Source organism: Clostridium sp. Marseille-Q2269 (assembly GCF_943736985.1).
Classification (GTDB): domain Bacteria; phylum Bacillota; class Clostridia; order Clostridiales; family Clostridiaceae; genus Clostridium_F.
The window spans coordinates 620,285-635,083 of record NZ_CALSFS010000001.1; the positions used below are offsets into that span (position 1 = coordinate 620,285).

At 25.9% G+C, this 14,799-nt stretch carries 14 protein-coding genes and 1 pseudogene; 1 reads left to right on the forward strand and 14 read right to left on the reverse strand.

Annotation, left to right across the window (positions count from 1 at the left end; genetic code table 11):
- Nucleotides 1–5 precede the first annotated feature (5 nt).
- From NGI68_RS02750 to NGI68_RS02800, 11 genes and pseudogenes are all read right to left on the reverse strand, one after another.
- Nucleotides 6–557, reverse strand: a complete 552-nt coding sequence (locus tag NGI68_RS02750; protein ID WP_251859954.1) for a GNAT family N-acetyltransferase — start codon at nucleotides 555–557, stop codon at nucleotides 6–8.
- 23 nt (nucleotides 558–580) lie between these two features.
- Nucleotides 581–1,534 carry a DUF2156 domain-containing protein gene (locus NGI68_RS02755; protein WP_251859955.1) on the reverse strand — a complete coding sequence of 318 codons (954 nt, stop codon included), beginning with the start codon at nucleotides 1,532–1,534 and terminating at the stop codon, nucleotides 581–583.
- 288 nt (nucleotides 1,535–1,822) lie between these two features.
- On the reverse strand, nucleotides 1,823–2,332 hold the full coding sequence (locus NGI68_RS02760; RefSeq protein WP_251860203.1) for an ATP-binding cassette domain-containing protein: 510 nt from the start codon (nucleotides 2,330–2,332) through the stop codon (nucleotides 1,823–1,825).
- Nucleotides 2,333–2,383: 51 nt separating this feature from the next.
- A pseudogene (locus tag NGI68_RS02765) lies at nucleotides 2,384–2,854 on the reverse strand (ABC transporter ATP-binding protein); the annotation flags it as partial.
- A 12-nt stretch (nucleotides 2,855–2,866) separates the two neighbouring features.
- Nucleotides 2,867–3,673: an ABC transporter permease gene (locus NGI68_RS02770; protein WP_251859956.1), complete on the reverse strand. Its 807-nt coding sequence runs from the start codon at nucleotides 3,671–3,673 to the stop codon at nucleotides 2,867–2,869.
- 18 nt (nucleotides 3,674–3,691) lie between these two features.
- Nucleotides 3,692–4,564, reverse strand: a complete 873-nt coding sequence (locus NGI68_RS02775) for an ABC transporter permease (protein ID WP_251859957.1) — start codon at nucleotides 4,562–4,564, stop codon at nucleotides 3,692–3,694.
- Between the two features lies 1 nt (nucleotide 4,565).
- Nucleotides 4,566–5,804, reverse strand: coding sequence for an ABC transporter substrate-binding protein (locus tag NGI68_RS02780; protein ID WP_251859958.1), 1,239 nt, complete (start codon nucleotides 5,802–5,804; stop codon nucleotides 4,566–4,568).
- Nucleotides 5,805–6,595: 791 nt separating this feature from the next.
- A complete protein-coding gene (locus tag NGI68_RS02785) occupies nucleotides 6,596–7,573 on the reverse strand; it encodes a DUF2971 domain-containing protein (RefSeq protein WP_251859959.1) in 978 nt (325 codons plus the stop codon).
- A gap of 89 nt (nucleotides 7,574–7,662) precedes the next feature.
- Nucleotides 7,663–8,205 (reverse strand): tetratricopeptide repeat protein, encoded by a 543-nt coding sequence (locus tag NGI68_RS02790; protein ID WP_251859960.1) that lies wholly within the window; start codon nucleotides 8,203–8,205, stop codon nucleotides 7,663–7,665.
- A 311-nt stretch (nucleotides 8,206–8,516) separates the two neighbouring features.
- Nucleotides 8,517–9,890: an MATE family efflux transporter gene (locus NGI68_RS02795; RefSeq protein WP_251859961.1), complete on the reverse strand. Its 1,374-nt coding sequence runs from the start codon at nucleotides 9,888–9,890 to the stop codon at nucleotides 8,517–8,519.
- Between the two features lie 17 nt (nucleotides 9,891–9,907).
- The gene (locus NGI68_RS02800) at nucleotides 9,908–10,345 is read right to left on the reverse strand and encodes a MarR family winged helix-turn-helix transcriptional regulator (protein WP_251859962.1); all 438 of its coding nucleotides are present in this window, start codon (nucleotides 10,343–10,345) and stop codon (nucleotides 9,908–9,910) included.
- A gap of 433 nt (nucleotides 10,346–10,778) precedes the next feature.
- Here NGI68_RS02800 and NGI68_RS02805 point away from each other — a divergent pair, with 433 nt between their 5' ends.
- Nucleotides 10,779–12,197, forward strand: coding sequence for an alanine/glycine:cation symporter family protein (locus NGI68_RS02805; protein WP_251859963.1), 1,419 nt, complete (start codon nucleotides 10,779–10,781; stop codon nucleotides 12,195–12,197).
- Between the two features lie 81 nt (nucleotides 12,198–12,278).
- On the opposite strand, the gene NGI68_RS02810 is transcribed toward NGI68_RS02805, so the two are convergent.
- The 3 genes from NGI68_RS02810 to NGI68_RS02820 all read right to left on the reverse strand — a co-directional run bounded on the left by NGI68_RS02810 (nucleotide 12,279) and on the right by NGI68_RS02820 (nucleotide 14,617).
- On the reverse strand, nucleotides 12,279–13,649 hold the full coding sequence (locus tag NGI68_RS02810) for an aldehyde dehydrogenase (protein ID WP_251859964.1): 1,371 nt from the start codon (nucleotides 13,647–13,649) through the stop codon (nucleotides 12,279–12,281).
- Nucleotides 13,650–13,702: 53 nt separating this feature from the next.
- Complete coding sequence (locus NGI68_RS02815) at nucleotides 13,703–14,347, reverse strand: HD domain-containing protein (RefSeq protein ID WP_251859965.1); 645 nt, start codon at nucleotides 14,345–14,347, stop codon at nucleotides 13,703–13,705.
- Between the two features lie 120 nt (nucleotides 14,348–14,467).
- Nucleotides 14,468–14,617 (reverse strand): hypothetical protein, encoded by a 150-nt coding sequence (locus NGI68_RS02820; protein ID WP_251859966.1) that lies wholly within the window; start codon nucleotides 14,615–14,617, stop codon nucleotides 14,468–14,470.
- Between the last annotated feature and the right edge of the window lie 182 nt (nucleotides 14,618–14,799).

Genomic DNA, 14,799 nt, shown 5'->3' on the forward strand with positions numbered 1-14,799 from the left:
ATATACTACCTCAAGCTTTCCCATTCTCTTCTTAAAATTCCGTACATATAAAGATCATATCTTTTACCATCTCTATGGATAAATTCTCTATATACACCTTCTCTTTTAAAACCCATTTTTTCATAGAGCCTTATAGCTCTGTGATTATACTCCAAAACAGTTAAATGTATTCTATGAAGATTTAGCTCTTTAAAAGCAAAATCTAAAATTAATTCCATAACCTGACTTCCATATCCTTTACCTCTAGCTTCTTCTGCTCCAAATCCTATATAAAAAATAGCAGTTCCGTTATTCCACAATATGTCTTCAAGTCCTGTTACACCTATTATTTTATCATCTTTTATATTTCTTATAGCAAATATATAACCGCACTGTGTTTTATAGGCATCTTTTATAATATTCTCTACTTGCTCTTTATTTTTAGGAAAAGCAGATACCATATCATAATATCTTAAAAAATTCACATCTCTATACCAAGAAGCTATGGTTTCTATATCTTCTTTTTCAATAGCTGTAAGCTTTAGTTCCTTTCCATTTAAAAGAGGCTCTATAATCATAAGCACCATTCCTTTTTGAATTTTTATATAATATTTCTTTGATCTTTTTGTCTCTCATTACATTTACAAGGTAAATTCATTGTATATTTTTTTTCAAAATCTAAAGGATAATAAGATAGTTTAGCTTTTCTTAAACCTTCCAATCCCAGATCTTGTTCTCTATTTATTATAGGCACATCACTAAAGTAGTTTTCTACAAATGCTTTATTTACAAAGGTATACGCTCCTCTAACATCCTTATTAGCCTTTTCTATGTGTATAATAGCCATTTCATCACTAAATCTTTCTCCTATACTAAATCCTGCTATTTCTCCATCTATATATATGGCCATTCCCTTTAATCCTAAAGCATCCATGTTATAACACATATCTCTTATACTTTGAAGTTCATACAATAAATGTTTATCTTTTGTATCATTCTTTTCATACCATAGCTCTGCAATTCTTAAACTATCTTCTATAACTCCTTCTTCTTTAAAGTCCTTTATGCAATAATCATAATTCTTAATAAAATAGTTATAATGATTTTTTTTACCATGAAGCTTTTTCCCCGATAAGCTTATAAGTTTTTTACTTTCATATAAATAATCAAAATTATCTCGATCCTCTTCTATAACTATATTGCTATATATGGATTCATCTTTATATAATTTTTTCAATTCTTCAACAAAATCCTGTCTTAAATCTTCAAATAAATTTTTCATACACTTTTCTTTTTTATAATCTAATAAAGTTTCTATTATATCTTTTAGATTTTCTTTATTATAACCTAAAGGCTGCATAAAATGATATTCATCTTTAAAATCCTTTTTTTTAATAATAAGAGCTCCTTTATATATGGTGTATTTTATATCCAAAGCTTTTCTCCAAATATATAAAGTTGTGAAAGAATACTCGCAGTTTAAAAAATTATATGGTTTTATATAACTCTCAAACAGTTCCTTATCCTTAATAGTCAATCTCTTAAAATTTAACACAATATCCCCTCTTTTAATAAAATATTTATTTCCTAGTAACTTACTCTACTTTAATATTAAAAAATAACCCTTCCAATATTTATTATTCAATAAGAAGAGTTATCTATATTATACTTTCATTACTATTTTTTTGCAACCTTATCTATAGTAATTTATACTCCATTATTTATTATATATAAAAAGTTAAAAGTTAGTTCAAAAAATCTTTTTGCTTTCCATAATATATAAATTAAAAAACAAGTGGTGTTTTTTAATTATATTAAACCTTGTTCACTAAGTCAAATCCTTTTAATTGGAATTATAAATTAAAATACTTTTAGAAAAATCCACTGTAAAATATATCTTTTGTCCTATACTTAATAAATTGTTATTATAATCTGTTACTTTTACATTTTTATCTTTATATTTTATAGTATAATAGATTCTATCTCCAGCATATTGGGAAGATATTATTTCTCCCATATGACTTTTAGGTATTGAATCTGCATGTATTTTTATATTTTCTGGATTTATCATTAATTCTAGGTCACCTTGTTTTTCAGTTTTCACTTCTATTTCTCCCAGATCACAATAAAATCTATTTTTAACAACTCTACCTTTAAAATAATTTCTTTCTCCAAAAAAATTAGCTGCTTTTTTACAATTAGGTCTTTCATATATTTCCTTTGGAGTGCCATACTGAATTATTTTCCCATCTAGCATTAAAGCTATATTGTGAGCCATCATTAAAGCTTCTTCTTTATCATGAGTAACTAATATGGTGGTTATTTCTAATTGCTTTTGTATTTTTAATACCAAATCTCTTATGGAGTTTTTGATATTAATATCTAAACTGGTAAAAGGTTCATCTAAAAGTAAAACTTTAGGTTCTATTGCAAGTGCTCTTCCTATAGCTACTCTTTGTTTTTGTCCCCCTGATAGCTCTTTGGGATATTTATTTTCTAATCCCTCTAAACTTTACATTTTTAATATATTATTTACTTTTTCTTTTATTGTGTTCTTATTTTCTTTTCTCATATTAAGTCCAAAAGCTATATTTTTATATACATTTATATGAGGAAATAACATATATTCTTGAAATAATATTACAATTTCTCTTTTTTCCACTGGTGTATTTTTTATATTTTTACCACTTATTAAAATTTCTCCACCATCTTCTTGTAATAATCCTGCTATTATATTTAATGTAGTACTTTTGCCACAACCTGATGGTCCTAAAAGACACATTAGTTCTCCCTTTTCTACAGAAAAATTTATATCATCCAATACGGTTTTGTTATTAAATATTTTCTTTATTCCTTTTACTTCTATTTCTTTCATTTATATATACCTCTATACATTTAAGAAATTTTCCATTTTATAATAAGATTTAATGCATTTATTTATAATTAATAAATATATTAATGATGAAATAATAAATATAATACTAAAACTAGAGGCTATAGTTCTATCTCCACTTTGTATAAAAGGGAACATAACTATAGGATATGTAATTACCTGTCCTCCCCCTATGAGAAAAGTTAAAAAATATTGACTAAAAGATATTATAAATGTCATAAATATAGCTGATACTATACCTGATGAAATCATAGGCAATGTTACATAAAAAAAACATTGATATTTATTGGCTCCTAAAACTTTTGCTTGATTTTCCATCTTATCTCCTATTATCTCAAATACATCTGTAAGTATAAGCACTGCATAAGGAATACAAGGTATTAAGTGTATTATTACTACACCTAATATAGTATTAGCCAGTCCTAATTTTAAAAAAGATACATGTATTCCTAAGGCAACTGAAACACTTGGTACTATTAAAGGAGAAAATATTAATATCTTTATAAAGTTTTTTCCTCTAAATTTATATAATCCCAGAGCCTTAGCTGCGGGAATACTTATTACTATAGTTATAAAAGTTACTATTGTGCATATACCTATGCTTCTAAATAAAATATTCAAATTTTCTGATTTAGGATCTAAAGCATATTTTAATCCTCTTAATCCAAATTCATTTGGTATAACTAGTGGCCAGCTCCAACTCTTTGCTAAGCTCCATAGACATAATATTACTATGGGAAATAGAAAGAGAAATCCAAAGGTATACATTATAATATTATAGATTCTTTTTTTATTGTTCATTTATAATATTTTCCTTTCCTATTTGTTATCTAAAGTTTTATTTTTGAAAATATGAAATGATTTTCTATATAATACTATTAAAAATGTAGATATAATTATAAGTATACTATTTATAACCATAGCATAAGGTCTATTGGTTAAATCCGGATTAGAATATTCTATATAAGCCTTAACTGGAAGTGATTTTGGAGTAGTTGGACCTAATAAATAAGGCACTTCAAAGGCTCCAAAAGAGAATGCAAAAATTGTTATAAAGGATGATAAAACAGTTGGAATAATCATAGGAAATATAACATGAACAAAAGTTTGTCTCCTATTAGCTCCCAAAGTCCTTGAAAGTACCCATATTTTTTCATCTATATTAGTTAACACAGCGTAAATAACCAATATAACAAACGGTATTTCTTTCCATATATAAGTTATTATTATCCCTATTCCCCATTTATCCATTATAAGATTAGGAAAAATATTTCTAGAACTTATTAATCCAGCATTGTATAATATCCTAGCTAATATTCCATTTTGAGATAACATATTTATTATAAGTAACACCGCCACAGTGTGAGGTATTATTATAGGTATCTTATATATAATATCTAAAATTTTATTTTTTCCTTTATGCATAAACATAATATATGCCAAAATGACTCCTATAAATTCAGCTATTAAACAAGATATAGTACAAGTAGATAAACTAAATTTTAGAGATTCTATAAATTCTCTAGATAATAATACTTCTTTATAATATTTAAGTGTAATTTCATTTAATCCTACTGTAGGAAAATAGCCTAAGCTTTGGCTTAGGCAACTTATTATCCCCACTCCTAATATAGAAACTATTATTATGGTAACTGGCAACAATAATATATAAGGTTTTATTTTTTGTTTCACTTTATTTATCTCCTGGTATATTTTCTTGCCATATTTTTTCTATAATAGGTACTAATTCAGCTGGTAATTCTGGCAATCTATGTGGCAATAACTGACTTTGTGGAAGTGATCCAGAACCAACTTTTATTTTTTCTATTTCTTTCTTTTCACCTTCACTTAATTTTTTATTATCAAATACAGGTAAATCTCCCCATACTTTAGGATCATACTTAGATTTTTGCATTTCGAAACTTAATATATCATTGATAGTAACCATTGCCCCTTCTTTATTAGGAGCATTAAATGGTATTGCTACAAAATGTGTATTTCCTATAGTACCATTTTTAAATACTGAAACTTGTGTTTTTTTAGGGAAAGTTCCATTATCTATTTTCTCTGTTACTGAATTTGGATTATAGCTCATAGTATTTATAATCTGTTTATCTGCATACATATTATCTAGCATAGCTATGTTAGCTGGATAAGTTTTTCCTTTATTCCAAAGATAAGGCTTTATTTGTTTTAAGTAATCTATAGCTGGTTTTATTTCTTTTTCTACAAGAGCCTTTTCTGGTTTTATTTTCATAAGCTTTTCATAGCCCACTATATCATATATTATATTTCTAACAAATGCACTTCCTGTAAAATCCGGTGGTGCAGCATATGTGAATTTTCCTGGATTAGCCTTTACAAATTCTAAAAGTTCCTTATGATCTTTGGGAACTTTTGTTACTTTTTCTTCATCATATACCATAACAAATTGTGCTTTCCCATAAGGAGCTTCAAATGCTTCTACTGGTTTTCCGAAATCATATTTTACATCATTTGAATCCTTATCTATGTATTTTTTATAATTAGGAATATTATCTACAAATGGTCCATATAAAAGATTATTTTTCTTTGCTGTATAAAAGTTTTCACCATTTATCCAAACTACATCAATATTCCCTTTATCTTTTGCCGCTTGTTTTTCTCCAAGCATTTTATTCAATATGTCATCAATCTCCATAGGTACTCTTTTTAATGTTATATTATACTTTTGTTTTAAGTCTTTAGCTAAATAATTATCTATCCATTTGTTCGTAAGTTCACTACCACCCCATCCATAAAATGTTACAGTAGTTCCTTTACTTTTCTCTACTATAGAATTCCAATCTTTAGTATTGGATTCTGTACTATTTTCACTTTTTTGTTTATTACCACAACCTACTAAAGAGAAAACCATTGCAAAAGTAACTAAAAAACTCATAATTTTTTTCATTTTTATCCTCCTTAATACGAAAATTTTATACCAACACACATTATAGCATATTTAACCCTATATTCCCATATTTTCGACTATTTAAATAAACTACCTAAAAATAAATTTAGTGAAATAAACCTTATAATTTTTTAAATAAAATATCTTTTAACTGTATTTTATATTTGTATTATTAAATTATTTTTAAGCATTTCCTTTTAAAAAATCTTTATAATCTTTTATATAATAATTATCTACAAATTACTCTATATTTTATAAATATATATATTCTTTTATGATTAGGCTTTAAGATAACCTACGTATCACACTATGGTTAATTATTTTTTTACAATAAAGAACATGTAATAATTTACTTTTGACAAAATTGTCTGAATATTATATAATTTAATCATAATAAATTATATAATACAAGGTGAGGTGATACCACCATATATTTAATTAACAGTTTCTTTATCACTAAAGTAGATTCTAAACTGGATATATAAATTAATGGTGAATCTTCTAACCCATATACAAGGTACCTTAATAACTAACTAGTTATTGGGACTTTAGTAAAATTTATTATATAAATTTTTTAGTAAGGATAGATTCTGAATCAAAATTATTTTAAATTTGGTTACAGAATATTCTTTACTAAACATTCTCTCTAAATTTAATGATTAATTATAAAAGAAAGGCAGGTAGAAAAGTTCAAATAATGCAATTAGATGAAGATTTATTTGTTTTAGAATCTACTTAATAGCTGATTTAAATTAATATAATTTAAATCAGCTATTTACTTTTATGAATTCTTAGTATCTTAGAGGTATTTTAGATTTGTTTATAATTATTTTAAAATATCCTTCGCTTTCTAAAAAAGATCTTAATCCCATCTCTGCAATATCTAAATTATTTTTAGGACCTATAGTTACTTTTTCTATAGGTAAATTTCCTCCTTCAGCATTAGAGTTAAGCCTTAACTCTATATATGGAATAAAAACTCTATTTGAAATTCTATGCTTTACTATCTGTTTTTTTATATCTTTATTTATAATTCTAAATACTAATCTATGTTCCTTCTCTTCTTTAAAACTCTCATCTTTAAAGAAAGTAGCTATATAAGCTATATTGTTTATCATATATATTATTAATGATTTAAAGTCCTTATCTGCTTTATGATCATAAAAACTTTCATATAACTTATATAAGAATTCAACTCTTTCTTTTATTATGTTTTGCTGATGTTTCTTATTATATATAACTTCTCCAAAATACCATACAAAATCTTCTCCTTCATTTAAAAAAATAGATTTTTCGTTTTTATCTATAAATCTATATTTTTTTTCTTTAAATATATTTTGAAAATAATCATAATTGAATCCTAAATTATACCCGTCATAATTAGAATAATTAGACCAAAGAGCTAAAGAATCTGTATTTTCTGTAAGAGATAGTATATAGGTATCTCTCAATTCTATATCTATAGTATTTAATAAAATATCCATATTTTGTTTGAATAATTCATCAAATTCCTTTTCCCCATTTAAACATCCATTGCATATTTCATAAATTAAATTATTAGTATAATCTATTTCTGTACTGTCATTAAGATATTTACTGTTAGATAGCCAAATATTTTCTTTGCTTATTATATTTTCTAAAGTACTTATGCTAGTATAATAATATAATTTATTTATATTTTTACATTGATATAAATCTAATTCATATCTAAATATATTTTCTTTGTTTTTAAATTTATTTATATATGTATCTATAACAGGCTTATTCATAATATTAGTACCTCATTTAATGCAAATTTATAAAAATCATATCCTTTACTTATTATTCTTATCCTTTAGAAAATATTTTATTTATATTATCAAAAATACTTTTTATTTAATATCTTCTCCAATCTTTTAGCATCTTTATTATTTTTATCTAAACTAAAAACTTTATCTAAATATTTATTGGCCTCATTATAATTTGAATTATGCATACATTGCTCTGCATTATTCAAATTGCTTTTTATATATTTTTCTTTACATTGTTCAATTTTTTCTTGTGCTTTATTAAAAGTTTCATTGTCGCTTTCCATAACTCCTTCAAAGAGTTTTAATGCTTTTAAATATTCACCCTTTTTGTAACATACCATACCATCGTGATAAAATTTCCAAGAATTATCTTTAGCTATAGCTAGATTAAGCATATTCTTATCATTAGAATCTTTATCATATTTTACTACTTCCTCATATATTGCTATAGCTTTATCGTACTCTTTTTTATTTATATATACATGCCCTGATTTAATAAGATTCTGTATAATAACCTTTTTGCCATAACTATAACTAATAAAGGTTGCAACTGTGAACACTATAATGGAAATCCAAAATACTATACCTAGCTTTTTTTTGTCAAAGTTCATTGTTAACCTCCATATCATAATTTATTTACAAAATATACACATTATGATTATACTACATTTTTAACTAAATTTGTTATAATTAGTTTTTATATACATAAATATATAAAATTAACATATATCTTATAAAATTATTTCTATATTATTAATTATTACACATATTATTTAAAATTTTATTTTACAATTAATCATAGTTTTATTTTGTATATCATGTATAATATAAAAAACCTTAGAAATACTTAATTAAAGTTATCCCTAAGGCTTTTTATATTATAAAAATTTATTCTATTTTAAAATTAATAATAAAATTAACTTTATTTACAAGCTACTTTTGGTTCTTTAAGGTCTTCTCTACCCAACTTTTTCATTTCTCTCAAAATAAATATAGCTGTAACTATTGATGCAATTCCATCTGCTATAGGTGTACAAAGCCATACTCCTTTAAGTCCAAAATGCCTTGGTAATATTAAAAGTAGCGGGATTAAAATTATTACTTGTCTTAATAAACTTAATACTACGGATATTTTAGCTTTACCTATAGCTTGGAAATAATTTGAACTAACAATTTGGAATCCAATTATAGGCATCATAAATAATACTACTCTTAATCCACTTATTCCTATTTCCATAAGTTTAGGATCGCTATTAAATATCTTTATAATATATTGTGGAAATACTTGTACAACTAAAGATCCTATTAAAACAATAATAGTTGCACATATTATTGCTATTTTTAAAGTTTCTTTAACTCTTTTATATTTTGAAGCACCATAATTGTATCCTATTATAGGTTGAGCTCCTTGATTTATACCAAATATAGGCATTAAAAATATTAAGGATATACTATTTATAACTGTCATTGCTCCTATAGCTAGATCTCCACCTGTAGTTTTCAATGCATTGTTTGAAATAATAGTTACCACACTAGCTGCAAGTTGCAGTGCAAAAGGTGCCATTCCTATAGATACTATTTCTAAGAATATCTTTTTTTCTACTTTAAAGTTTTCTTTTTTCAGTTTTAAAGTACTAGTTCTACCAGTAAAGTATCTAAGAACCCATAAAGTATTAGCTGTTTGTGATATAACTGTAGCTATAGCTGCTCCTTTTATTCCCATATTAAAAACGAATATAAATATAGGGTCTAAAATTATATTTAATACAGCTCCTAAAAGCATAGTTACCATAGCCATTTTAGGATTTCCTTCAGCTCTAATTGAATTATTTAAACCAAATCCTAAAGCATTAGTTATAGATCCTATTAAAATAATGACTATATATTCTTTAGCATAATAGAAAGTTTGTTTACTAGCACCAAAAATATTTAAAAGAGGACTTACAAATATTAATCCTATTATTGTTATAGTAATCATAATAATGCAAAGTAAAGTGAAAGCATTTCCTAGTATTTTTTCTGCGTCTTTTTTTCTTTGTTGTCCTAATCTTATAGATATAATAGAAGCTGACCCTATACCTATTAACATACTAAATGCCATTAATACAGTCATTATAGGTAATGTTAATCCAACACCTGTTATAGCAAGAGAACCTACATTTTTTATGTGACCTATGTACATTCTATCTACAATATTGTATAAAGCATTAACTAACATCCCCATAATAGCTGGCACAGAAAATTTTAATAATAATTTTTTTATATTTTCTTCCCCTAATTGTTTTTGTCTATCCATTATATTCCTCCCATTCATTATTTAATTTTATAATTATGGCAATTTAAAGAAGCTTTTTCTACTAACTTTAAAAGCTCATTTTTTTCTTCTTCTGTAAAATCAGCATACAACATGCTTTCCCATTTTCTTAAAACTTTCATTATATTACTCTTTATTTTTATTCCCTTCTCAGTAACTAATATATGATTAATTCTTCTATCATTCTTATCGATTTCCTTAATTACATATCCTTTACTCTCCAATTTCTGCAACGCTCTAGCTGTAGTCCCCTTGTCTATATTTAAAGCAGTGCTTATTTCCTCTTGATTACATCCGTTATTATTAAATAAATACAATAAAAAAATGTATTGACCGCTACCTATATCATATTTACAAAGTTCCTTATTTATATAACAGTTACCTGCTCTATACAGCATAGATATATATTTACCTACACATTGTGTGTTTTCCCTCAATTTTATATTCCTCCATGAAATTTATAATAGTTGCAAATACAACTTAATATATCACAAAATAGTTGTATTTGCAACTATCTTTCCAACCTATTTTTCATTATTTAAAATTATATTAAATATCTTTAAACTTATATTTTTATACTATAAATTACTATTAATTATATAATAAGAGATATTATTTATAACTTAAAATAGCTCATTTTGGCCTTTATTTTTATATTCTATTATTATTTACACAATAGGGATGATAAAATACGCCTATATTTTATTCATTACGCCTTAAACAAAAACTTTAGTATTTAAATTTCACATTATATATTTATTGTCATTTAAATAAAATGCTGCATTATTTTTTAGATATTGAAAGCTTTGACAATAAATGATACAATTTTAACATAAATTCTATTTTTATTAATATCTTAGGAGGGATATAATGGAAGCATTTATGAATCTTATTAATTCAATTTCCAACTGGATATGGGGACCACCTATGCTAATATTATTAGTAGGTGGAGGAATTATTTTAACCTTTAAATTAAATTTTTTTCAAATAATATATTTTCCTTATATAATGAAAGAAACTTTTGGTAAAATGTTCAGTAAACCTGCTGAAGGTGAAGGTACTATTACTCCCTTTCAAGCTGCCTGCTCAGCATTAGCATCCACTGTAGGGGCTGCTAATATTATAGGAGTTCCTGTTGCTATAGCCTTTGGAGGCCCTGGTGCTGTTTTCTGGATGTGGATAGTTGCAATTTTAGGACAGGCAACTAAATTTTCTGAAATAATTCTTGGTATAAAATATAGAGAGAAAAATGAAGAAGGAAACTATGTAGGAGGACCTGTATACTACTTAAAAAAAGGATTGAAATCACCTACTATTGCTAAAGTACTTGCTACAATGTGTTCTTTCTGCTTTATGCTGGAAATAATACCATCTATCTCTACACAATCACTATCAGTTTGTCAAACTGCTGAAACTATAGGATTACCTAAAATAGTTACTGCTATAATTGTAACCGTTTTAGTAGCCCTAGTTGTTTACGGTGGTATTCAAAGAATAGGCCAAGTAACTGAAAAAATGGTTCCTATAATGGCTTTAATATTTATTATTTGTTCAATAATAATATTATTATTTAATATTACAAAATTACCACATGCTTTTTTATTAATATTTAAAGGTGCCTTTACACCTCAAGCTGCTGTAGGTGGTTTTGGTGGTGCTACACTTGCTCAAGCTCTAAGATGGGGTACTGCTAGAGGTACTTATTCAAATGAAGCTGGTATGGGAAGTGCTCCTATAGCCCATTCTGCTGCAGTTACAGATCATCCCGTTCGTCAAGCATTCTGGGGTATATTTGAGATAATGGTAGATACAATAATAATTTGTACTTTGACAGCTCTTGTAGTTATAACTACAGGAATGTGGAATACTGTTCCAGGCTCTGAAGCTGCTTCTATGCCTTCAATGGCCTTTCAATATGTATTTGGGAAAGTTTTTGGTGGTGCCATAGTTTCAATAAGCTTATTGCTATTTGTTTTATCTACTATTATAGTTATAGTTTACTATTGTGAAAAACAAGCTGAAGCTTTATTTGGACTTACATTTTCAAAGATAATAAGAGTAGTTTGTCTAGCAGCCATAATATACGGAGCTGTTGGTCAATTAGAATTTTTGTTCTCATTACTTGATTTTCTGCTAGCTCTAGTTGTTATACCAAATATGATTGGTATAATAGCCATGAGAAATGAAGTAAAAGAATTAAAAGAAAAGTTTTTCTCAAATCCAAAATATTACCCACCAGCAGGTAAGAAAATAAATAACAAAAGTATTGAAAACTCTGCTGATCTATAATATATGGTAAAGTAAAAAGTCAGGATCTTCCTGACTTTTTACTTTACCATTTTTTATGTTTAAATTCTTAATACAATAAAATTATTTAAATAATTTCTTTGCTAAATTTAGTTTTCCTTTGAAAGGAGCATATCTTACTTTTATATCTATTAAATTACTCTTTTTAAGTATACTTTTTTTATGAGAAAAAGTTTCAAAACTAGCTCTACCATGATAGCTTCCCATTCCACTACTTCCTACCCCGCCAAATGGTAATGTAGAAGTAGATATATGCATTATAGTATCATTTATACATCCTCCACCAAAAGATATATTTTTAATAACAAATTCCTGTTTATTTTTATCTTCAGAAAAATAGTATAGAGCTAATGGCTTGGGATTATTTTTTACTATGTGTACCACTTCATGTATATGTTCAAACTCTATAATGGGTAAAATAGGACCAAATATTTCTTCTTGCATTATTTTATTTTTTAAATCTACTTCATCTATAATGGTTGGTTCTACATACAAATTATCTGTGTCCGTCTTTCCTCCTAATACTATTTTCCCTTCATTTAAATAACCTTGCAGCCTTTTAAAATGATTATCATTTATTATTCTAGGATAATCTTCACTTTCCATTGGATTATTTCCAAAATAATCTTTTATATATTTTTTTATTGAATTTATCAATTTATTCTTTATTTCTTTATGCACAACTAAATAGTCCGGCGCTACACACGTTTGTCCAGCGTTTAAAAATTTCCCCCAAGCTATTCTTCTAGCTGCTAATTCTATATTAGCATCTCTATCTACTATGCAGGGGCTCTTGCCTCCTAACTCCAAAGTTATAGGAGTTATGTGCTCTGCCGCAGCTTTCATAACTATTTTACCTACACTTATTCCACCAGTATAAAATATATAATCAAATTTTTCTTTAAGTATAGCTTTGCTTTCCTCTACTCCACCAGTAGTCACTCCTATATATTCAGAATCAAATGTATCTTTTATTATTTTTACAATTATTTTTTCTGTTTCTACTGCTAATTCAGAAGGTTTTAATAAAACACAATTGCCAGCACTTATAGCTCCTACTAAAGGAGCCATAATAAGCTGAAATGGATAGTTCCATGGTGACATTATTAAGACTACTCCATAAGGTTCACTATAAATATAACTGCTGGCTAAAAAATTAGTAATTGGTGTCTTTACCCTCTTAGTCCTTGACCATTTTTTTATATTTTTAATTGCCACATTTATCTCATCATATACAATTCCTATTTCTGTTATAAATGCTTCAAATTTTGATTTGTTTAAATCTTTCTTTAAAGCTTTACAAATATTCTCTTCATTAATCTTTATACTATTTTTTAATTTTCTTAAAGCATCTATTCTAAGATTTATATTTTTTGTATAACCTTTTTCAAAAAAACTATTCTGTTTTTGTAAAATATCTCTTATACTTTCCATATCTATTTCCTTTCTTTACATTATATACTATTATAATGCAAATAGAAATATTATCACATATATTGGGAGCATTTTCTCTTAAATAACTCTATAGACTTAATCTCTTCCTTTTTCTTATCTTCTGATAATCCTCCTCTTCCTAGTCTGTCACATAAAGAAAGTAAAGCTACTTCTTTAAAAGAAACTTCTTTAATCATATTTTCTATATCACTAAAGGGTAGGTTCTTATTTACAAAAAGAGGCTGCATATGCCATCTTACTAATTTAGAAACATCATTTATAAATTCCTTATCCTGTGTAAAATATTTTAAAAACTCTATGCTTAACTTTTCTCCTTCTTTATCATGATCATAGGAAGTTATTCTATCCCTTCTTATTTTTGTGGTAGTTTTCTTACCCATGTCATGCAAAAGACACGCCCACATAAATACTCTTTTATTTTCACTGTTATCTCTTTCTTTTGCCCCATTATCCAAAACCATCATTATATGATTCCAAACGCTTCCCTCTGGATGATATTTAGGTGATTGATCTATTTTATTTAAATCTCCAAGCATATTGAATGGATATTGTCCTAAAATTCCTTCTTCATACAAATTATTTATATAACATGAAGGTTTATTATCCTTTAAAATATGCTCATCTATATCTTTAAATATTCTTTCCATATCTTTATTAAATTCATCTCTAGTATCCATAATTTCCTCCTATATATTTTTTCTTTAGATTTTTTTATAAATTTTCACCTTATATCATATTAATTAAACTATATAAAATATTTTGCCCAATATATTTTATATTACATATATTGATGTCGTTTACAGTATCATTATAAGCGCTCCTATTTTTTTCCCCAAATTATAAACTAAACTAACTATAAATAGAAACACTATAGTTAATGCATATGCGCTTAAAACAAATCTTTCATCTAAAGCTTTTCGTAATTTACATTTTATAAATTGAAACAAATTAATCACTCCCTTAAAATCTATATATCTTACTGTCTGTAAAAATATATTTTATCCTACTAATACCATTATCAATACTTCCACAATAGTTAAAAAATAAATTAGAGAGATAAATTAATCATAAACAAAGTATTAATTGCTTAATTTTATATATGGGTTTTAATGTTTTTACAACTGTATAA

Excerpts from the sequence above, each read along its gene's own strand:
- NGI68_RS02750 (WP_251859954.1), bottom strand. The coding sequence starts at position 557 with ATGATTATAGAGCCTCTTTTAAATGGAAAGGAACTAAAGCTTACAGCT.
- NGI68_RS02770 (WP_251859956.1), bottom strand. The coding sequence starts at position 3,673 with ATGAACAATAAAAAAAGAATCTATAATATTATAATGTATACCTTTGGA.
- NGI68_RS02780 (WP_251859958.1), bottom strand. The coding sequence starts at position 5,804 with ATGAAAAAAATTATGAGTTTTTTAGTTACTTTTGCAATGGTTTTCTCT.
- NGI68_RS02785 (WP_251859959.1), bottom strand. The coding sequence starts at position 7,573 with ATGAATAAGCCTGTTATAGATACATATATAAATAAATTTAAAAACAAA.
- NGI68_RS02790 (WP_251859960.1), bottom strand. The coding sequence starts at position 8,205 with ATGAACTTTGACAAAAAAAAGCTAGGTATAGTATTTTGGATTTCCATT.
- NGI68_RS02795 (WP_251859961.1), bottom strand. The coding sequence starts at position 9,890 with ATGGATAGACAAAAACAATTAGGGGAAGAAAATATAAAAAAATTATTA.
- NGI68_RS02805 (WP_251859963.1), top strand. The coding sequence starts at position 10,779 with ATGGAAGCATTTATGAATCTTATTAATTCAATTTCCAACTGGATATGG.
- NGI68_RS02810 (WP_251859964.1), bottom strand. The coding sequence starts at position 13,649 with ATGGAAAGTATAAGAGATATTTTACAAAAACAGAATAGTTTTTTTGAA.
- NGI68_RS02815 (WP_251859965.1), bottom strand. The coding sequence starts at position 14,347 with ATGGATACTAGAGATGAATTTAATAAAGATATGGAAAGAATATTTAAA.